The sequence below is a fragment of the Burkholderia sp. PvR073 genome (assembly GCF_054055695.1).
The window spans coordinates 43,013-61,618 of record NZ_JBSRXO010000018.1 but is presented as its reverse complement, the minus strand read 5'-3'; the positions used below and the strand labels follow the sequence as shown (position 1 = coordinate 61,618).

Annotated in this window: 20 protein-coding genes; 13 read left to right on the top strand and 7 right to left on the bottom strand. The window is 67.1% G+C overall.

Annotation, left to right across the window (positions count from 1 at the left end; translation table 11 throughout):
- The first annotated feature begins 73 nt into the window (after positions 1 to 73).
- On the top strand, positions 74 to 499 hold the full coding sequence (gene ftsB / locus ACVK00_RS32260) for a cell division protein FtsB (RefSeq protein ID WP_006751591.1): 426 nt from the start codon (positions 74 to 76) through the stop codon (positions 497 to 499).
- A 94-nt stretch (positions 500 to 593) separates the two neighbouring features.
- Here ftsB and ACVK00_RS32255 read toward each other — a convergent pair whose 3' ends face one another.
- The 3 genes from ACVK00_RS32255 to ACVK00_RS32245 all read right to left on the bottom strand — a co-directional run bounded on the left by ACVK00_RS32255 (position 594) and on the right by ACVK00_RS32245 (position 2,589).
- A complete protein-coding gene (locus tag ACVK00_RS32255) occupies positions 594 to 950 on the bottom strand; it encodes a hypothetical protein (RefSeq protein ID WP_166726314.1) in 357 nt (118 codons plus the stop codon).
- A gap of 139 nt (positions 951 to 1,089) precedes the next feature.
- Entirely contained in the window at positions 1,090 to 2,040 is a 951-nt protein-coding gene (gene hslO / locus ACVK00_RS32250) for an Hsp33 family molecular chaperone HslO (RefSeq protein WP_105834244.1), read from the bottom strand.
- A 24-nt stretch (positions 2,041 to 2,064) separates the two neighbouring features.
- Positions 2,065 to 2,589, bottom strand: coding sequence for a gamma carbonic anhydrase family protein (locus ACVK00_RS32245; protein WP_006761906.1), 525 nt, complete (start codon positions 2,587 to 2,589; stop codon positions 2,065 to 2,067).
- Positions 2,590 to 2,735: 146 nt separating this feature from the next.
- Here ACVK00_RS32245 and ACVK00_RS32240 point away from each other — a divergent pair, with 146 nt between their 5' ends.
- The 11 genes from ACVK00_RS32240 to ACVK00_RS32190 all read left to right on the top strand — a co-directional run bounded on the left by ACVK00_RS32240 (position 2,736) and on the right by ACVK00_RS32190 (position 12,117).
- Complete coding sequence (locus ACVK00_RS32240) at positions 2,736 to 3,587, top strand: ferritin-like domain-containing protein (RefSeq protein WP_228904785.1); 852 nt, start codon at positions 2,736 to 2,738, stop codon at positions 3,585 to 3,587.
- Positions 3,588 to 3,793: 206 nt separating this feature from the next.
- On the top strand, positions 3,794 to 4,684 hold the full coding sequence (locus ACVK00_RS32235) for an alpha/beta fold hydrolase (RefSeq protein WP_228904782.1): 891 nt from the start codon (positions 3,794 to 3,796) through the stop codon (positions 4,682 to 4,684).
- Positions 4,685 to 4,766: 82 nt separating this feature from the next.
- The gene (locus tag ACVK00_RS32230) at positions 4,767 to 5,597 is read left to right on the top strand and encodes a 3',5'-nucleoside bisphosphate phosphatase (protein WP_284898560.1); all 831 of its coding nucleotides are present in this window, start codon (positions 4,767 to 4,769) and stop codon (positions 5,595 to 5,597) included.
- A 72-nt stretch (positions 5,598 to 5,669) separates the two neighbouring features.
- Entirely contained in the window at positions 5,670 to 6,302 is a 633-nt protein-coding gene (locus ACVK00_RS32225; RefSeq protein ID WP_212071590.1) for an L-threonylcarbamoyladenylate synthase, read from the top strand.
- A gap of 49 nt (positions 6,303 to 6,351) precedes the next feature.
- Positions 6,352 to 7,014 (top strand): site-2 protease family protein, encoded by a 663-nt coding sequence (locus ACVK00_RS32220; RefSeq protein WP_011657356.1) that lies wholly within the window; start codon positions 6,352 to 6,354, stop codon positions 7,012 to 7,014.
- A gap of 8 nt (positions 7,015 to 7,022) precedes the next feature.
- Entirely contained in the window at positions 7,023 to 8,225 is a 1,203-nt protein-coding gene (locus tag ACVK00_RS32215; RefSeq protein ID WP_011657355.1) for a tryptophan--tRNA ligase, read from the top strand.
- A gap of 9 nt (positions 8,226 to 8,234) precedes the next feature.
- Positions 8,235 to 8,837 carry a class I SAM-dependent methyltransferase gene (locus ACVK00_RS32210; protein ID WP_228904777.1) on the top strand — a complete coding sequence of 201 codons (603 nt, stop codon included), beginning with the start codon at positions 8,235 to 8,237 and terminating at the stop codon, positions 8,835 to 8,837.
- A 47-nt stretch (positions 8,838 to 8,884) separates the two neighbouring features.
- The gene (gene dapA / locus ACVK00_RS32205) at positions 8,885 to 9,790 is read left to right on the top strand and encodes a 4-hydroxy-tetrahydrodipicolinate synthase (RefSeq protein WP_006751602.1); all 906 of its coding nucleotides are present in this window, start codon (positions 8,885 to 8,887) and stop codon (positions 9,788 to 9,790) included.
- A gap of 108 nt (positions 9,791 to 9,898) precedes the next feature.
- The gene (bamC, locus tag ACVK00_RS32200; protein ID WP_006751603.1) at positions 9,899 to 11,041 is read left to right on the top strand and encodes an outer membrane protein assembly factor BamC; all 1,143 of its coding nucleotides are present in this window, start codon (positions 9,899 to 9,901) and stop codon (positions 11,039 to 11,041) included.
- A 4-nt stretch (positions 11,042 to 11,045) separates the two neighbouring features.
- Entirely contained in the window at positions 11,046 to 11,822 is a 777-nt protein-coding gene (locus tag ACVK00_RS32195) for an MBL fold metallo-hydrolase (protein WP_105787627.1), read from the top strand.
- 112 nt (positions 11,823 to 11,934) lie between these two features.
- On the top strand, positions 11,935 to 12,117 hold the full coding sequence (locus ACVK00_RS32190) for a hypothetical protein (RefSeq protein WP_011657351.1): 183 nt from the start codon (positions 11,935 to 11,937) through the stop codon (positions 12,115 to 12,117).
- Positions 12,118 to 12,137: 20 nt separating this feature from the next.
- Here the strand turns inward: ACVK00_RS32190 and ACVK00_RS32185 are convergent, their stop codons facing one another.
- Positions 12,138 to 12,383: a hypothetical protein gene (locus ACVK00_RS32185; RefSeq protein ID WP_011657350.1), complete on the bottom strand. Its 246-nt coding sequence runs from the start codon at positions 12,381 to 12,383 to the stop codon at positions 12,138 to 12,140.
- A gap of 54 nt (positions 12,384 to 12,437) precedes the next feature.
- Complete coding sequence (locus ACVK00_RS32180; RefSeq protein ID WP_284898550.1) at positions 12,438 to 13,658, bottom strand: cupin domain-containing protein; 1,221 nt, start codon at positions 13,656 to 13,658, stop codon at positions 12,438 to 12,440.
- A 32-nt stretch (positions 13,659 to 13,690) separates the two neighbouring features.
- On the opposite strand from ACVK00_RS32180, the gene ACVK00_RS32175 reads away from it, so the two are divergent.
- Positions 13,691 to 14,239 carry an FKBP-type peptidyl-prolyl cis-trans isomerase gene (locus ACVK00_RS32175; RefSeq protein WP_166722624.1) on the top strand — a complete coding sequence of 183 codons (549 nt, stop codon included), beginning with the start codon at positions 13,691 to 13,693 and terminating at the stop codon, positions 14,237 to 14,239.
- Here ACVK00_RS32175 and ACVK00_RS32170 read toward each other — a convergent pair.
- Positions 14,219 to 15,478, bottom strand: a complete 1,260-nt coding sequence (locus ACVK00_RS32170) for a hypothetical protein (protein WP_284898547.1) — start codon at positions 15,476 to 15,478, stop codon at positions 14,219 to 14,221. The two genes, ACVK00_RS32175 and ACVK00_RS32170, sit on opposite strands and share 21 nt — an antisense overlap.
- Positions 15,459 to 18,116, bottom strand: a complete 2,658-nt coding sequence (gene mutS / locus ACVK00_RS32165) for a DNA mismatch repair protein MutS (RefSeq protein ID WP_228904769.1) — start codon at positions 18,114 to 18,116, stop codon at positions 15,459 to 15,461. The genes ACVK00_RS32170 and mutS overlap by 20 nt, the downstream gene beginning before the upstream one ends.
- Positions 18,117 to 18,606 lie beyond the last annotated feature (490 nt).

Genomic DNA, 18,606 nt, shown 5'->3' with positions numbered 1-18,606 from the left:
TATCGGGTTCGTCACCTCGACGCCGCTCCGTGCATTCGCGCGAAGCGGCGCTTCTTATATCTGCGTCTCTTACATGCGGCTTGTCACTGTCGTCCTGATTGCCTTGCTGGCGCTCATTCAGTACCCCCTATGGTGGGGACACGGCGGCTGGTTGCGGGTGCACGAATTGCGTCAGCAACTCGGCGATCAGCTGCAGAAGAACGCGGACGAGAAGCTGCGCAATGAACGGATCGCGGGGGAAGTGCAGGATCTGCAAAGCGGCACCGCGGCCATCGAGGAGCGTGGGCGCTACGAGATGGGCATGGTGAAGGACGGCGAAGTGTTCGTGCAGTTCGTGTCGCCGAACACGCCGGCCGGGCCGCTGAACACCACGCCGTCCAACACGTCGACGCGTGGCGCCGTGTCCGCGGCGCCCGTGCGTGTCGTGCCGAACCCGCAGTCGATTGCAAAGCCGTCGCGGCATCACGGCGGCGAGAAGGGCAAGCCCGCGCATCACTGAGCACGGCAGTCCGAACCATTGAAAAAGCGCGGGAAATGCCGCGCTTTTTTATTTCCTGCCAGTTTTCAATCGGGTCGATCAGCGCGTTCGCGCATCACCACCACCAGCCCGGGTAACCGTAGCCATAGCCGATGCCGGTGCCCCACCGGTTTCCCCAACCGCCGTAATAGCCGCCATAGACTGTCACGGGCGGCGGCGAGTAATACGCCCACGCGCGTGCGGCTGCCTCGGCTGCCATTGCATCGTTCTGCTCGCGCAGCACCTGCCGGTCGATATCGTCGTAGCGTTTGCGTTCCGCACTCGACAGCGCGGGCGGCTGGCCGCCCGATGCGCCCGGTTCGGGCAGGCGGCTGAGGATCGTCGACGAAGGCGGCTGCACCGCGCAGCCGGCGAGGGCCAGCGTGCCGGCGGCGACGCTGGTCAGGACGAGGGTGCGGAACGGGCGATTCATGTATCTCTCCAGCAGCGCGCCGACAGCGAGAAGCGGCTTGCACCGAAGGCCAGGCCTGCGGCAACTGAGCTGAGCCGTGCGTGCGACGCTCATGCGTCATTATGCGCCCGCGCCCGCATCGCGGGCACGGACGCGCGGCTCAGTGACGCTGGTCGGTCGCGGGCGTGATGCCGGTCGCGAGTTCCGGCGCGGCGAACAACTGCGCGACGTCGACGGGATCGAACTCGTAGCGCTGGTTGCAGAACTCGCAGTGAATCTCGACGTGACCGCGCTCGACGATCACGCTGTCGACTTCATCGCGACCGAGCATGCGCAGCATCGCGCCGACCTTCTCGCGCGAGCACGAGCACTGGAAGCGCGTACCGGCCGGTTCGAAGTGCTGCACGTTTTCCTGCCAGAAGAGCCGGCGGAACACGACTTCCGGTTCGACCTCGAGCAGTTCCTTCGCGGACAGCGTGCCGCCGAGCGTGCAGACACGCTCCCAGGTATCGATGTCCGTCTCGGCGTTGCGCGGCACGATGCCGCCGTCGCCCGGCAGCTTCTGCAGCAGCATGCCGACCGCGCGGTCGCGATCGGCCGCGAGCCACAGCCGCGTGTCGAGCTGCTCCGAGTGATGCATATAGTGCTCGAGCACCTGCGACACCGATTCGAGCGGACCGTCGACGCCGTTCAGCGGCACGATGCCCTGGTACGGCTGCTGGCCCGGCAGCTTCTCGGCCGGGTCGAGCGTGATCACGCAACGGCCGTGGCCGCTCGCGTTGACGAGCGACGCAAAGCTCGTGTCGTCGCCGATCGTCTGCGCCGCGTCGCCGGCGAACTTGGCCGTGGCGCGCATCGACAGGTCCGAGCTGCACTGGACGACCAGCATCTGGACCGGCCCGTCGCCGAAGATCTGCATGATCAGGGTGCCGTGAAATTTCAGGTTCGCGGACAGCAGTGCACACGCGGCCATCATCTCGCCGAGCACCGTGCGCACCGGGGCAGGGTAGTCACGGCGGGAAAGCACCTCTTGCCACGTGTTGCGCAGCGACACGATTTCGCCGCGCACGGGTGCCGAATTGAACATGAATTTCTGTAACTGGTCGCTCACTCTTCTTCCTTGAAATCGCGCGAATCACCCGATCCGCACGAGTTGCTCCTTGAAATGCGCACGTCGCTCGACGTACGTCTTCGCATTGGCGCGCAGCCGCGCGATGTCGTCCGCCGACAGCTCGCGCACGACTTTCGCCGGGGCGCCGAGAATCAGCGAGTTGTCCGGGAACACCTTGCCTTCCGTCACGACCGCGCCTGCACCAACCAGACAGTTGCGGCCGATGACCGCACCATTCAAGACCACCGCCTGAATCCCGATCAGCGAACCTTCGCCGATCGTGCATCCGTGCAGCATCGCCTGGTGCCCGATCGTCACGTTTTCCGCAATCGTCAGGGGAAAACCGGGGTCAGTGTGCAGGACCGCGCCTTCCTGGACATTGCTGCCGGTGCCGACCGTGATCGTCTCGTTGTCGCCGCGAATCGTCGCGCCGAACCAGACGCTCGCGTTTTCCTCCAGCACGACCTTGCCGATGATGGCCGCCGTATCGGCGACGAATACGCTTTCGTGGATCGTCGGGGCCGTCTCGCCCAGTTTGTAGATCGTCACGGAGTCTCCTGGTCTCTTCGATGATGGGCGCCGGTAGAATGGCGCGTCTGGCGTGCCGGGCGCATTGCGTCGCGGCACAAACGCATATTGTAAACCGTCGCGTGCATGCGCTCCCGCGATGCGCACGGACGCCCCGTTGGACGAGCATGGAGCCTTCTTCTTTCACCGCCGCGCCGCGCTGTGTGCGCCGCGCCGCGCTCGACGCGCTGCGGATGTCCGAGCCGGCCGCGAAGGCCGCGCAGGTCCGCGCGCTGTACGACGCACTGCTGGGCGGGCAGGCCGCGATCGCGCCGGCGCTCGACCTGGACGAACCGGCCGACCTGCCGGGCCGCCCGGCGCGCCCGCCGCTTGTCGAGCCGCGCCAGCTCGAGCGTCGCAGCATGCGCTCGCCTGCGGGGCGCGCGGTGTTGCTGCACGCGCTCGCGCATATCGAATTCAATGCGATCAACCTCGCGCTCGACGCCGTGTGGCGCTTCGCCCGGATGCCGGACGCGTTCTATGCGGACTGGCTGAAGGTCGCGGCCGAGGAGGCTTATCACTTCACGCTGCTGTCCGACCGGCTGGCCGGGTTCGGGCATGCATACGGCGATTTTCCCGCGCACAACGGGCTGTGGGAGATGTGCGAGCGGACCAAGGCCGACGTGCTCGCGCGGATGGCGCTCGTGCCGCGCACGCTCGAGGCGCGCGGGCTCGACGCGTCGCCGCCGATCCGCGCGCGGCTCGTGCAGGCGGGCGACGACGCATCCGCGGCGATCCTCGACGTGATCCTGCGCGACGAGATTGGCCATGTCGCGATCGGGAACCGCTGGTTCCGGCACTTGTGCGACGCGGCCGGCCGCGATCCGGTGCCTGCCTACCGCGAGCTCGCCGAGCAGTACCATGCGCCGCGGCTGCGCGGTCCATTCAATTTCGACGCGCGCCGCACCGCCGGCTTCGAGCAGGCGGAGCTGGACGAACTCGCCGCGCAGGACGCGGCGGACGGCAACGCGGCGGGTTAGGGCGGCTGCGGGACGCCGGCTGCCGCGGTGCGAAAGCGGCCGCAGGCCGGCCGCACGAGCGTTCGGCGCCATGCCGCGGGCATCCGGTGCGCCGCTTGCACGCGCCATCGGCTTCCCTGGCGCTAGAGAGCGGCCTCGACTGCCGGCCGCCGGAACGCAAGCGTCAACGCTATAATCGAACGACCATTCTTTTTTCGGCGGCTGCAATGAGTGCCTCGAGTTCTGTTTCCGATTTCGTCACGGTGCGCGGCGTCAAGCTGCATGTGCGGCGCTGGGGCCGGCCCGATGCGCCGACGCTGTTCATGCTGCACGGCTGGATGGACGTCGCGGCGTCGTTCCAGTTCGTCGTTGACGCGCTCGCCGGCGACTGGCAGGTGATCGCGCCGGATGCGCGCGGCTTCGGCCTGTCCGACTGGCCGGTCGCACGGCACGGCGGCGGTCATTACTGGTTCCACGAATATCTGGGCGACCTCGATGCGCTCGTCGATCACTATGCGCCGACCGGCGAAGTCAATCTGGTCGGGCACAGCATGGGCGCGAACGTCGTATGCCTGTACGCGGGCGCGCGGCCGGAGCGCGTGCGGCGCGTGGTCGATCTCGAAGGGTTCGGGCTCGCCCCCGCGCGGGCCGAGCAGGCGCCGCGCCGGCTGCGCGGCTGGCTCGACGAGCTGCGCGAGCCGCCGGTGCTGCGCCCGTACGCGTCGCTCGACGACGTGGCGGCCCGGCTGGTCAAGACCAATCCGCGGCTCGATCCGCGCCGCGCCGCGTTCCTTGCCGCGCACTGGTCGAAGCGCGGCGACGACGGCCTGTACCACCTGTTGGCGGACCCCGCGCACAAGATGGCGGGCCCCATGCTGTACCGGCTCGACGAGGTGATGGCCGTCTGGAAGCAGGTGCGCGCGAAGGTGCTGCACGTCGAGGCCGTCGCTTCGCCGACGCTCGCGTACCTCGCGGGCGATATCCCGCTGCCGGAGTTCAAGGCGCGCTTCGGCGCGTTCCCCGACTGGCGCGAAAAGCTCGTCGAGGATGCCGGCCACATGGTCCACCACGACCAGCCGGAGCAGATCGCGGCGCTGATCGAGGCCTTCTGCGCGTAGGCCGGCGGCGGTAGCGGCAGGGCAGGCGGGCGGCGGAATTGCCGCATTGCAGTAGAATGAAGCTTCACCTGCCATACCGACAATGAACGCTGATCTCCACTGCCATTCGAATGTTTCCGACGGGTTGCTGTCGCCTGCCGACGTCGCGCGCCGCGCCCATGCCGGTGGCGTGACGCTGTGGGCGCTGACCGACCACGACGAGATCGGCGGCCAGGCGGCGGCGCGCAGCGAGGCGCAAGCGCTCGGCATGCGCTACCTGAGCGGCGTCGAGATTTCGGTCACGTGGGCGTCGCGCACCGTGCACATCGTCGGGCTGCACATCGATCCGTCGAACCCGACGCTCGTCGACGGCCTCTATCGCACGCGCCACGGCCGTGCCGCCCGCGCGCAGGCGATCGCCGCGCAGCTCGAGACGCTCGGCATCCCCGGCGCGTATGAAGGCGCGCTGAAGTACGTATCGAATCCCGACCTGATCTCCCGTACCCACTTTGCGCGCTTTCTCGTCGAGCACGGCCACGCCGAATCCACATCCGACGTGTTCGACCGCCTGCTCGGCGACGGCAAGCCCGGATTCGTCCCGCACCGCTGGGCGACATTGTCCGATGCGGTCGCGTGGATTCGTGCGGCGGGCGGCGAGGCCGTGGTCGCTCACCCGGGCCGCTACCGCTATACGCCGGTCGAATTCGACGCGTTCTTCGGCGAATTCATCGATCTCGGCGGCCGCGCGATCGAGGTCATCACGGGCAGCCACACGCCCGACCAGTACCGCGAATACGCGGACGTCGCCCGCCGCTTCGGCTTCGAAGTGTCGCGCGGTTCGGATTTCCACGCGCCGGGCGAGGGCCGCATCGAGCTCGGCGGCCTGCCGCCGTTGCCGCCCGACCTGAAACCGGTCTGGGAACGCTGGCTCTGACGCGCAGCGGCCGCTTGCCGCACGCGGTGCCCGTCGCGCCCGCATCCGACTTTTCCCCCTTTACGTGCCCCCATGTCCCAGTTCTTCAGGATTCATCCCGATAATCCGCAACCGCGCCTGATCAAGCAGGCCGCGGACATCGTCAGCAAGGGCGGCGTGATCGCGATGCCGACCGATTCGAGCTACGCGCTCGCGTGCCACCTCGACGACAAGGACGCGGTCGAGCGCGTGCGCCGCATCCGCGGCCTCGACGAGAAGCAGCACCTGTCGCTGCTCGTGCGCGACCTGTCGGAGCTGGCCAACTTCGCGATGGTGGACAACCGCCAGTATCGACAGATCAAGTCGGTGACGCCGGGTCCGTACGTGTTCATCCTGCAGGCGACGAAGGAAGTGCCGCGCCGGCTGTCGCACCCGTCGCGCAAGACGATCGGGCTGCGCGTGCCCGATCACGCGATCACGCTCGCGCTGCTCGAATCGCTGGGGCAGCCGCTGCTCGGCACGACGCTGATCCTGCCGCCGGACGACGAGCCGCTCAACGATCCGGAGGATATCCGCGCGCGGCTCGAGAAGCAGGTCGATCTCGTGATCGACGGCGGTGCGTGTCCGCGCGAGCCGTCGACGGTGATCGACCTCACGGGCGACGAGCCGCAGCTCGTGCGTGCGGGGCGCGGCGCGCTCGAACCGTTCGGGCTCGTGGCCGCGTAAGCGCACGCCGTTCATTTTTGCGCGAATGCGCTTGTTACAATAACGCGATATGGATGCTTCCCTGATACAGACCATCGCTGTCTACGCGCTGCCCGTGATCTTCGCGATCACGCTGCACGAGGCCGCGCACGGCTATGCCGCGCGCCTGCTCGGCGACAACACCGCCTACATGATGGGGCGCGTGTCCTTCAATCCGATGCGCCACATCGATCCGCTCGGCACGATCGCGATCCCGCTCGCGATGTATTTCCTGACCGGCGGCGCGTTCCTGTTCGGCTATGCGAAGCCGGTGCCGGTCTCGTTCGGCAACCTGCGCAATCCGCGCTGGGGCAGCCTGTGGGTCGCGCTCGCGGGCCCGGCCTGCAACTTCGTGCAGGCGTTGATCTGGGGCGTGCTGACCATCGTGCTGCCCGCGGCCGGCGTCGACGAGCCGTTCTTCACGCGGATGGCCTATGCGGGCGTCAGCGCGAACCTGGTGCTTGGCGTGCTGAACCTGTTTCCGCTGCCGCCGCTCGACGGCGGCCGTATCCTGGCGGCGCTGCTGCCGCCGAAGCAATCGATCGCGCTGTCGCGCATCGAGCCGTACGGTTTCATCATCGTCCTCGCGCTGGTCGCGACGGGCGTGCTGACGAATTTCTGGCTGCGTCCGCTCGTGAACGCCGCGGCCGGCGTGCTGAGCGCCATCCTGTCTCCCTTCGCCTCGCTTTTCTAACGACAATCATGTTCCCAGATCGTATTTTCTCCGGCATGCGACCCACCGGGTCGCTGCACCTCGGCCACTACCACGGCGTGCTGAAAAACTGGGTGAAGCTGCAGTCCGAGTACCCGTGTTTCTTCTGCGTGGTCGACTGGCATGCGCTGACGACGCACTACGAGACGCCCGAGGTCATCGAGAAGAACGTGTGGGACGTGCTGATCGACTGGCTCGCGTCCGGCATCGATCCGGCGCAGGCGACGCTGTTCATCCAGAGCAAGGTGCCCGAGCATGCGGAACTCGCGCTGCTGCTGGGCATGAGCACGCCGCTCGGCTGGCTTGAGCGCGTGCCGACCTACAAGGAGCAGATGGAGAAGCTGAAGGACAAGGATCTGTCGACCTACGGCTTTCTCGGCTACCCGGTGCTGATGGCCGCCGACATCCTGCTGTATCGCGGCTCGCTCGTGCCGGTCGGTGAAGACCAGGTGCCGCACGTCGAGATGACGCGCGAGATCGCGCGCCGCTTCAACTACCTGTACGGCCGCGAGCCGGGCTTCGAGGAGAAGGCGCTCGAAGCCGCGAAGAAGCTCGGCGGCAAGCGCGCGAAGCTCTATCACGAGCTGCGCAATGCATACCAGCAGGAGGGCGACGACGAGGCGCTCGAACAGGCGCGCGCGATGCTGCAGGAATCGCAGAGCCTGTCGATGAGCGACCGCGAGCGCCTGTTCGGCTATCTCGAAGGCGCGCGCAAGATCATCCTGGTCGAGCCGCAGGCGCTCCTGACCGAAGCGTCCCGGATGCCGGGCCTCGACGGCCAGAAGATGTCGAAGTCGTACGGCAATACGATCGGCCTGCGCGAAGACGCGGAGACGATCACGAAGAAGGTCCGCACGATGCCGACCGATCCGGCGCGCGTGCGCCGCACCGATCCGGGCGATCCCGACAAATGCCCGGTGTGGCAGCTGCACCAGGTCTACACGGACGCCACGACGCACGAGTGGGTGCAGCACGGCTGCCGTTCGGCGGGCATCGGCTGCCTCGACTGCAAGCAGCCGGTCGTCGAAGGGATCCTGCGCGAACAGCAGCCGATGCTCGAGCGCGCGCAGAAGTACATGGACGATCCGTCGCTGCTGCGCGCGATCGTCGCGGACGGCTGCGACAAGGCGCGCAAGCACGCGGTCGAGACGATGCGCGACGTGCGTGAGGCGATGGGCCTGTCGTACACCTGAGGTGACGGCATGCGCGAATCCGTCATTGTCGCCGCGGGCGGCCACGTCGCCCAGACCGAGCCGTCGCGCTGGGTCGCCCGGTGGTCGCGGCTCGTCCCGGCGGGCGGTGCGGTGCTCGACGTCGCCGCGGGCGGCGGCCGCCATGCGCGCTGGTTTGCGTCGCACGGGCATCCGGTCGTCGCGCTCGACCGTGATCCGGCCGCGCTGGCCGCATTGCGGGCGATCGCAGGTGTCGATGTGCGCGACGCCGATCTCGAGGGCGCACCCTGGCCGCTGCAGGCCGGCGCGTCGTTCGCGGCGGTGATCGTCACCCATTATCTGCATCGTCCGCTCTGGCCCCATCTGCTCGATGCGGTGGCGCCGGGCGGTGTGCTCATCTACGAAACCTTCGCGCAAGGAAACGAAACGGTCGGCAAACCGTCCAATCCCGCATTCCTGCTCGCTCCGGGCGAGTTGCTGGACGCGGTGCGCGGCCGCCTGCGGGTGGTCGCTTACGAGGACGGATTCGTCGCCGGGCCGCGCGAGGCGTTCGTGCAGCGCATCTGCGCGGTACGTGAGGGCGCGACCCCGACGGCGGGGGCGGGAATTCCACGTTACGAACTGCCCGGCTAATCCGCTACAATCTCAACGTTTACCGGTACATCAATCAATCGCGTTTCATGGCTAACGGCACCCAAGACGGCATTCAAATCCGCGGCAGCATCCCCGCGATCGTCACTCCGATGCTCGAAGACGGCAGTCTCGATCTGCCGGCGTTTCGCAAACTGATCGACTGGCACATCGCGGAAGGCACCGACGCAATCGTCGTGGTCGGCACGAGTGGCGAGTCGGCAACGCTCAACGTCGAAGAGCACATCCTGATGATCCGCACGGCGGTCGAGCATGCGGCGAAGCGCATCCCGATCATCGCGGGCGCGGGCGGCAATTCGACCGCGGAGGCGATCGAACTGACGAAGCACGCGAAGGCCGTCGGCGCCGACGCGACGCTGCAGGTCGTGCCGTACTACAACAAGCCCACGCAGGAAGGGATGTACCGGCACTTCAAGTCGATCGCCGAAGCGGTCGACCTGCCGGTGATCCTGTACAACGTGCCGGGCCGCACGGTCGCGGACATGGCGCACGAGACGACGCTGCGCCTCGCGCAGGTGCCGGGCATCATCGGCGTGAAGGAAGCGACGGGCAACATCGATCGCGCCGCGCACCTGATCAAGGCCGCGCCGAAGCATTTCGCGATCTACAGCGGCGACGATCCGACCGCGATCGCGCTGATGCTGCTCGGCGGCCACGGCAACATTTCGGTGACGGCGAACGTCGCACCGCGCGCGATGAGCGACCTGTGCCGCGCGGCGCTGGCCGGCGACGTCGCCACGGCGCGCGCGCTGCACATGAAGCTGCTGTCGCTGCACAAGAACCTGTTCATCGAGGCGAACCCGATTCCGGTGAAGTGGGCGCTGCAGGCGATGGGCAAGATGCAGGGCGGCATCCGCCTGCCGCTTACGCCGCTCGACGAGCGCTGTCACGATGTCGTGCGTTCGGCCCTGGTCGAGGCCGGCGTCCTCGCCTGATGCACAGGCGGCCGCGTCCTGCGGCCGCCGGCACCCCTCATCAACCCGCACCGGCCGGCTCCGTCCGGCGCCGCTCCTGACGAGCGCTCTAGCAAGACGAAGGATTTCATGAAACGTTTCGCCTTTTCATCTCGCGCCATCCAGGTTTCGGTGGTGGCGCTGGCGCTGGGCGCGCTCGCCGGCTGCGATACGCTGAACGACTATCTGGCTCCTGACCGGGTCAACTACAAGAACACGGGTTCGGCGCCGCCGCTCGCGGTGCCGAGCGACCTGAAGCCGGTGCCGACGACCCAGCAGTTCGTCGCGCCGCCGAGCAACGCAGGTCTCGGCACGCTGCCGCCGCGGGCGACGACGGCCGCCGGCAACGCGACCGACGGCGTCCCGAGCGCGCAGGATCCGCTCGGCATGCATATCGAGCGCGACGGCGACCGCCGCTGGCTCGTCGTGGACGGGCGCACGCCCGAGCAGCTGTGGCCGATCCTGAAGGAATTCTGGCAGGAGAACGGCTTCTCGCTGAAGACCGACGCACCGTCGACCGGCATCATGGCCACCGACTGGGCCGAGAACCGCGCGAACATTCCCGACGACTGGTTCCGCCGCACGATCGGCAAGGTCATCGACTTCGCATACTCGTCCGGCACGCGCGACCGTTTCCGTACGCTCGTGAACCGCACGTCGAACGGCAACACCGACATCTCGATCACGCACAGCGCGATGGAGGAAATGATGGTCGGTCCGCAGGGCGGTACGTCGTCGCGCTGGGAAGAGCGTCCGCGCAACCCGGTGCTCGAAGCCGTGTTCCTGTCGAAGCTGATGCAGAAGTTCGGCCTGAGCGACGCGCAGGCGAAGCAGCTGCTGACGGACGCGCGTCCGGCGACGGCGCCGGCGCAGGTTGGCGACGCGAGCAGCGGCGCCGCGACGCTGCAACTGGCTGAATCGTTCGACCGCGCATGGCTGCGGGTCGGTCTTGCGCTCGACCGCACCAATTTCGCGGTCGACAATCGCGACCGCGAGAAGGGCCTGTACACGGTCCGCTACGCGAACACGATGGAAGAGCTCAAGCGCGACGGACTGTTCGGCAAGCTGTTCTACGGCGGCCCGGCGGCGGCCAAGCCCGGCAAGGAATACCTGGTCAACGTGCGCGCCCAAGGCAGCGGCACGCAGGTCGCGGTGGTCGACGCCAGCGGCAAGGTCGACAACTCGTCGGACGCGCAGCGGATCATTTCGCTGCTGCACGCCGAACTGAACTGAACGCGTGCGCTTCGCCAGCCTCGGTAGCGGCAGCGAAGGCAACGCACTGGTCGTCGAGGTCGCGAGCGGCACGACGACCACCCGCGTGCTGCTCGACTGCGGTTTTTCAGCGAAGGAGGTCGAGCGCCGCCTCGGCCGCCTGAATCTCGGCATCGACGATCTCGATGCGATCCTCATCACCCACGAACACAGCGACCACGTCGGCAGCGCGTTGACGCTCGCGCGGCGCGGGTCGCTGCCGCTCTACATGAGCTGGGGCACGGCGCGTGCGGTCGGCGCGGACGAGGCCGACGTCGATCTCCACGTGTTGTGGGGCGACGAGACGGCCGCGATACGTGATCTGGCCGTGATGCCCTATACGGTGCCCCACGACGCGCGGGAACCGCTCCAGTTCGTCTTTATGGACGGTTGCCGCCGGCTCGGCGTGCTGACCGACGTCGGGATGGCCACGCCGCACATCACGACTGTCCTGAGCGGCTGTGACGCGCTGGTGCTCGAATCCAACCACGATACCGCGATGCTGGCCGGGAGCCGCTATCCGCAGTCGCTGAAGGCGCGGATCGGCGGCAATCACGGCCACCTGAGCAACGATGCCGCCGCCGACATCCTCGCGTCGCTCGAACGCAGCCGCCTCCAGCATCTGGTCGCGGCGCACCTGAGCCAGCAGAACAATCGGCCCGAGCTGGCGCGCCAGGCGTTGGCCGGCGTGCTGGGAACGGACGGGGAGGAGGTGGTCGTGGCCACGCAGGACGCGGGCTTCGACTGGCTGACGCTCGGCTGAGCGGGCGCAAGAGGGGCGGGGCGGCGTCTTGGCCGTCCTGGCTGCCGGGCGCGAGATGCGGAACCGACAGACATAAAAAAACCGGCCCAGAGGGCCGGTTTTTTTTCAGCTGATGCTGAGGCTTACTGGCTTGCGCCCGAAGCCGGAGCAGCCGTCGCTGCCGAAGCAGCCGACGCCACAGCAGCAGCTGCATCGCTCGCAGCAGCCGAAGCCGACGAAGCAGCAGCCGAAGCGTCGCTCGCAGCACCAGCAACTGCCGAAGCAGCCGACGAAGCAGCAGCCGATGCGTCGCTAGCAGCCGACGAAGCAGCTTGATCAGCGCTCTTGTTGCAAGCAGCCAGTGCAACAGCAGCCAACAGGGAAGCTACGAGGAGGGATTTCTTCATGATCACGTCCTTTTATGGTTAAAGGTAAGCAACAGCGCGAAACAATACCGGTAATGTGCTCCAACACCGACCTGGGCCGCTGGTGGAGACGCACTTCTAGAGCGTGAATCTTCCCTACGGCTTGGGCGGAAATTATATGCACTTTCCTATCGACCGTCGACAAATGCGGGGTCAATACGTTGTCTTTCCCATACAGAATTTGATCTGCATGGGCATACGGGGCAACTCACTAAATCCGGTTTCCGACCCGTATCCAGCCCGCACAATACCACTCGTGCAGCAAGGCTGTCATGGAGGGAGCCCGGGAGAGTGTTACAAACCGTTTCGCCTCCATATGGCGCAGATTGGCCAGTTCGGGCAGCCATTCGCCGGCTTGCTCGAGCGGTTCTTCTTCACCATTAATGAAGTACGATCGCGCGTTATACATCAATGCGGCCCTTCTGTCGAGATACACGCCTCGGCGTGACGCCTGCGTAACGAACGCGGCCTCGGACAGCGGGCGTGCCGGCGGCTCGAATACGACGCTCGGTTTCGGCTCGCTCAGGTAGCAGCCGAGGAATTCGGCGACGTCGCGCTTGCGCCAGCGGATCGCATCGACGATCTCGGCCACGCGCTCGACCATCGCCGGCGGCAGTTGCGCCGGCGTGTCGACCGCCGGCTGCTTCGGGTCGCGGTAGAGTGTGTCGCCGCGCTCGTCACGCAGGCCGCCGCGTTCCGCGAGGTAGTACAGGAATTGCGCGCCCAGCTCGCCGGCGGACGGTGCCCGAAAGCCGATCGAGCAGGTCATGCATTCGCCTTCTGCCACGCCGTCGTGCGCGATGTGCGGCGGCAGGTACAGCATGTCGCCCGGCTCCAGCACCCACTCGTCGCTCGGCTCGAAATGCTCGAGGATCTTCAGCGGCACGTCCGGCTGCAGCGACAGATCCTTCTGCGCGCCGATGCGCCAACGGCGCCGGCCCTCGACCTGCAGCAGGAACACGTCGTACGAGTCGAAGTGCGGGCCGACGCCGCCACCGTCCGTCGCGTACGAAATCATCAGGTCGTCGAGGCGTGCGTCCGGGATGAAGCGGAAGCGGTCGAGCAGCGCGCGTGCCGCGTCGACGTGCAGGTCGAGCCCCTGCACGAGCAGGGACCAGGCCTTGCGCGACACGGCGGGCAGCGCGCCCGGCTCGAATGGGCCGTGCGCGAGTTGCCACTTGTTACGAAAATGGGTGATCAGTCGCGACTCGGCGTCATAGTCGGCCGCCAGTTCGAAAAGCGCGTCGCGCGTGACCGGCGGCTTCACGCCGGGGATCGCCTGGCGGATCAGCAGCGGCTTCTTCTGCCAGTAGCGGCGCATGAATTGCGCGGGCGAGAGACCGCCGAGCAGCGGTGTGGGAAGATCGGAAGGCGGCGCGCCGAACGGGGCGGCAGCGGCATCCCGCGGTTCGGCTTGAGACCGGTTGCGCATCGTATAATGAGACTTGTATTTGGGAGAATTGGATGAAAATCGCAAAAAACACCGTCGTGTCTGTCACTTACAAGCTGTCGGATGCACAAGGCAATCTGATCGAGGAAAGCGACGAGCCGATGGTCTATCTGCACGGCGGCTATGATGGCACGTTCCCCAAGATCGAGGAACAGCTCGACGGCCACGAGCCCGGTTACCAGGCGCAGATTCAGCTCGAGCCGCAGGACGCGTTCGGCGACTACGATCCCGAACTCGTGAAGATCGAGCCGCGCGATCGTTTTCCCGAGCCGCTCGAAGTGGGCATGCAGTTCGAAGGCACGCCGGAAGACGGCGACGAGGAAGTGGATTCGCTGATCTACACGGTCACCGACGTCGCCGAAGACAAGGTCGTGCTCGACGGCAACCACCCGCTCGCGGGCATGGCGCTGCGTTTCGCGCTCACGGTCAAGGACGTTCGCGAAGCGACCGAGGACGAGATCGAGCATGAGCACGCGCACGGCGCGGAAGGCCTCGAAATCGTCGACGAGGACGAAGACGAGGACGGTGACGGCGACACGCCGTCAGGGCGGACTCTGCACTGAACTAGCGGGCAGGCCGGGCGCCGGCCCTGAAGCAGGGGGCGGCGCACCCGGCGTCGTGCCGTCGCCTTGCAGCGGCGGCGCGACCGACGATGAGTCGGGCAGTGCCGGCAACGCCGGAATTTCCGGCATCTGCGGCAGCGGCACATCGTCGCGCGGCACGGCTGGCAGTGCGGGCGGGATCGGCAGGTTCTTCGGCACGTCCTGCAGGCTCACGTTGAAGATCGTCTGTCGTGCCGGCGACACGCTCACCTTCACCCACTGATTCGCCGGATGACGCGGTCCGATCGCGACGCGCGTCACATTTCCCACCAGCACACCGTCGTCCGCATGCAGCGGGCGATCGATCAGGAAGCCGTTCGCAAGCGGCTCGCTGCTCGCGTGCATCACCAGGATCGGGCCGCGGAAAGTCGCCGCCGCCTTCACCAGCGTTCGTTTCAGCTCGCGGAAGCCATCGCGGATGCGCGGCCGGTTGAAGCGCAACCACGCAAAGCGTTCGGCTCGCTCATAGCGATCGAACTGCGGATCGCCTTCAAAAATCACCACCATCGCGCGCGCTTCGCGCCGCTTCGCATATTCGGCCGCATGGTCGATCCAGAAGCCGTTCGCGATGATGCGGTCCTCGAATTCACCGTTGCGGCCGCCCGCCGTCAGGTAATGGTTGTTCGGTGCCGGTGCGTTCAGCGCGACGTAGACGACGTCGTCATGCATCCAGCGCGCGTTTTCGCGATATGGCCGGAACCGGGCGACTTCGCTTTCGCGGGTGATCTGAAGTGCGCCGGCGTCGGGTAGCGCCGCGTCGGCAAGCAGCGTCTGCCGCAGGAAGTCCAGACGTTCGACCGGATCGTAGCCGCCGCCGGCCGCGGTGTTGCACGTCACCCAGTCGTCGTGGCCGGGAATGAACACGAGCGGCACGCGCGACGCGTCCAGGATCGCGCCGCGCTGCGTATACAGCGCGTCGCGGCACGCTTCCTTCGTGCCCTTGATGTCGCCCGCATAGACGACGAAAGCCAGATTGCGCTCGCGCGCGATCGATTCGAACAGTCGCTGCGCGGCCGGTTCGTCGGCCGGCGCGGTGATCACGCCCGACACGATCGCGAACGAGTAGGGTGCGGAGGCACGCTTGGGCGGCGCGGCCAGCGCGCCGGCCTGCGCCAGCGCGAGCACCGCCGCGATTAGCGCGGCGGCGGCGGTGCGGGCCGACCGGCCCTGCGGGAGGCGTTTATGCGTGCCCGTCGGCATCGTGCGAGCGGACGAGCGTGCGCAGTTCGTACAGCAGGTCGAGCGCGTCGCGCGGCTTGAGGTCGTCCGGATCGATGTCGCGCAGCTTTTCGAGCGCCGGATGCGGGATGGCGGACACCGCCGGCGCATCCGCGCATTCGAGTTCGTCGGCCGCGGCGGGCGGCGCGCTGAAGAGGTCGAGCTGCGGCGTGTGCTGCGTGGCCGACTGCTGCTCGAGATACGCGAGATGCTTGCGTGCGGCACGGATCACCGGCGCCGGTACACCCGCGAGCTGCGCAACCTGCAGCCCGTAGCTCTGGTTCGCCGGACCTTCGTTGACTGCGTGCAGGAACACGATGCCGTGGCCGTGCTCGACGGCCGACAGGTGGACGTTCGCCGCTTGCGGGAATTCGGCCGGCAGTTGCGTCAACTCGAAGTAGTGCGTCGCGAACAGCGTGTAGCAGCCGTTTTGCGCCAGCAGGTGACGCGCGATGGCCCACGCAAGCGCGAGGCCGTCGAACGTCGACGTGCCGCGGCCGATTTCGTCCATCAGCACGAGGCTTTGCGGCGTCGCGTCGTTGAGGATCGCGGCGGCTTCGGTCATCTCGACCATGAAGGTCGAGCGGCCGCCGGCGAGGTCGTCGGCCGCGCCGATCCGCGTGAAGATGCGGTCGATCGGGCCGAAGCAGGCCGACTTCGCGGGCACGTAGCTGCCGATATACGCCATCAGCGCGATCAGCGCCGTCTGGCGCATGAACGTCGACTTACCGCCCATGTTCGGGCCGGTGATCAGCAGCAGCTTGCGCTCGACGCCGAACCGGCAGTCGTTCGCGATGAACTGCTCGACCTGCGCTTCGACGACCGGGTGGCGACCCTGTTCGATTTCGATGCCGATTTCGTCGGTGAAGGCCGGTGCGACCCAGTCGAGCGTGCGGGCACGCTCGGCGAACGCGGCGAGCACGTCGAGCTCCGCGAGCGCTGACGCGACGCGCTGGCATTCGGGAATGAACGGCAGCAGCGCCTGCAGCACGCCGTCGTACAGCGCGCGCTCGCGGGCCAGTGCGCGCTCCTGCGCGGACAACGCCTTGTCCTCGAAGGTCTTCAGTTCGGGCGTGATGTAGCGCTCGGCATTCTTCAGCGTCTGGCGGCGGCGATAATCGTCGGGCACCTTGTCGGTCTGGCCGCGCGTGACCTCGATGTAGAAGCCGTGCACCTTGTTGTATTCGACGCGCAGGTTCGCGATGCCCGTGCGGGTGCGCTCGCGCGCTTCGAGATCGATCAGGAACTGGCCGCAGTTCTCGGAGATGTCGCGCAGCTCGTCGAGCTCCGCGTCGTAGCCGCGCGCGATCACGCCGCCGTCGCGCACCATCGCGGCCGGCTCGGGGGCGATCGCGCTCGTCAGCAGGTCGAGGCATTCGGCGGGCGGTGCGAGCGCCGCGTCGACGCGCGTGAGCGCATCCGCGTTCGCGACGATCGCGCTGATGCGCTCACGCAGTGCCGGCAGCGCGGCGAACGTATCGCGCAGGCTCGACAGGTCGCGCGGCCGCGCGGACAGCAGCGCGAGACGCCCGGTGATCCGTTCGACGTCGGCGATCTGACGCAGCGCGCTGCGCAGTGCGTCGAGGCTCGCGTCCGCGGGCGCATCGAGCAGTGCGCCGATCGCTTGCTGGCGCGATTGCGCGGCGACCGACGCGCGCGGCGGGTGATGCAGCCAGTGACGCAGCAGGCGGCTGCCCATCGTCGTGCAGCACGTGTCGAGCAGCGAGTACAGCGTCGGCGATTCGGTGCCGCGCAGCGTTTCGGTCAGCTCGAGGTTGCGGCGTGTCGCCGGATCGAGCCCGATGTATTCCGTTTCGTTCTCGACCTTCAGGCTGCGCACGTGACGCAGTTGCTGGCCCTGCGTGGCCGCCGCGTACAGCAGCAGCGCGCCCGCGGCGCCGCACGCGCTCGTCAGCGAATGCGCGCCGAAACCGTCGAGGCCCGCGACGTCCAGCTGGTCGCACAGGCGCTGTGTGCCCGATGCGATGTCGAAGTGCCATGCCGGCACGCGCTTGATCGCGCCGGCGCCTGCGGGCACCGCGTCGGTTGCGCCGTCCGCCGTCAGGATCTCGGCCGGCCGGATGCGTTCGAGCGCGGCGCCGAGCTGGTCGGGTTCGATTTCGGCGAGCCGCAGTGCGCCGCTCGCGAGGTTCAGCCACGCGAGGCCGATGTTGACCGCGACGCCACGCTTGTTGTGGCCCGTGCACATTGCAAGCAGGTAGACGTCGTTCTTGTCGGACAGCAGGGCGGCATCGGTCAGCGTGCCGGGCGTGACGACGCGCACGACCTTGCGCTCGACCGGCCCCTTCGACGTGGCCGGGTCGCCGATCTGCTCGCAGATCGCGACCGATTCGCCCATCTTCACGAGCTTCGCCAGATACTGTTCGACCGCGTGGTGCGGGACGCCGGCCATCTTGATCGGCGTGCCGGCCGATGCGCCGCGTTGCGTGAGGGTCAGGTCGAGCAGGCGCGCGGCTTTCTCCGCGTCTTCGAAGAACAACTCGTAGAAGTCGCCCATCCGGTAGAAGACGAGCGTGTCGGGGTGATCGGCCTTGATGCGCAGGTACTGCTGCATCATCGGGGTGTGGCCAGCAAAGGCCTCGGGCGACAGCGTGGTCATAGATCCGGCGTAAAGTTGTTGCTTGAGTTGCCCGAGTTTACCAGTGGGCCGGACGGGCACGCGCGAAGTTCGCCGTTTGGCCAGTTGCAGGGGTTGGGGAATCGGCAGCGACAGGGGGCTGTCCTAGCTCGTGGGCGTAGCGCTGCAGGCACAACACGCAACGTAGTGCTAATCCCGACATGCCATTTGCGGTCGACAGTCTAGATTCTGACTGTATGGGTTCATTGATCGAACTTCGGACGTTCTGTCCATTTCCTCCATGTGTCGATCGGAGACCGCTACGTGAACGAATCGACCTACCGCGTCATTTTCGGCTTTTTCGTGATCGCATACTGCACCGCGATATCCGCGATCATGGCGTTTCGTCCAGAGCGGATATTGGCCTTCTATAGCAGATCAACGGTCTGGCGATGGTGGTACAAGCTCTGGTTCAACATGTCTGCAGAAGACATTACGTCTGCCAAAATGGTTCGACGAACCAGATTCCAAG

Coding starts and splice junctions, on each gene's coding strand:
- ACVK00_RS32255 (WP_166726314.1), bottom strand. CDS start 950: ATGAATCGCCCGTTCCGCACCCTCGTCCTGACCAGCGTCGCCGCCGGC.
- ACVK00_RS32190 (WP_011657351.1), top strand. CDS start 11,935: ATGCTGAGGCTTACTGGCTTGCGCCCGAAGCCGGAGCAGCCGTCGCTG.
- ACVK00_RS32180 (WP_284898550.1), bottom strand. CDS start 13,658: ATGCGCAACCGGTCTCAAGCCGAACCGCGGGATGCCGCTGCCGCCCCG.
- ACVK00_RS32240 (WP_228904785.1), top strand. CDS start 2,736: ATGGAGCCTTCTTCTTTCACCGCCGCGCCGCGCTGTGTGCGCCGCGCC.
- ACVK00_RS32215 (WP_011657355.1), top strand. CDS start 7,023: ATGTTCCCAGATCGTATTTTCTCCGGCATGCGACCCACCGGGTCGCTG.
- dapA (WP_006751602.1), top strand. CDS start 8,885: ATGGCTAACGGCACCCAAGACGGCATTCAAATCCGCGGCAGCATCCCC.
- ftsB (WP_006751591.1), top strand. CDS start 74: ATGCGGCTTGTCACTGTCGTCCTGATTGCCTTGCTGGCGCTCATTCAG.
- mutS (WP_228904769.1), bottom strand. CDS start 18,116: ATGACCACGCTGTCGCCCGAGGCCTTTGCTGGCCACACCCCGATGATG.
- ACVK00_RS32230 (WP_284898560.1), top strand. CDS start 4,767: ATGAACGCTGATCTCCACTGCCATTCGAATGTTTCCGACGGGTTGCTG.
- ACVK00_RS32175 (WP_166722624.1), top strand. CDS start 13,691: ATGAAAATCGCAAAAAACACCGTCGTGTCTGTCACTTACAAGCTGTCG.
- ACVK00_RS32220 (WP_011657356.1), top strand. CDS start 6,352: ATGGATGCTTCCCTGATACAGACCATCGCTGTCTACGCGCTGCCCGTG.
- ACVK00_RS32235 (WP_228904782.1), top strand. CDS start 3,794: ATGAGTGCCTCGAGTTCTGTTTCCGATTTCGTCACGGTGCGCGGCGTC.
- ACVK00_RS32210 (WP_228904777.1), top strand. CDS start 8,235: ATGCGCGAATCCGTCATTGTCGCCGCGGGCGGCCACGTCGCCCAGACC.
- bamC (WP_006751603.1), top strand. CDS start 9,899: ATGAAACGTTTCGCCTTTTCATCTCGCGCCATCCAGGTTTCGGTGGTG.
- ACVK00_RS32170 (WP_284898547.1), bottom strand. CDS start 15,478: ATGCCGACGGGCACGCATAAACGCCTCCCGCAGGGCCGGTCGGCCCGC.
- ACVK00_RS32225 (WP_212071590.1), top strand. CDS start 5,670: ATGTCCCAGTTCTTCAGGATTCATCCCGATAATCCGCAACCGCGCCTG.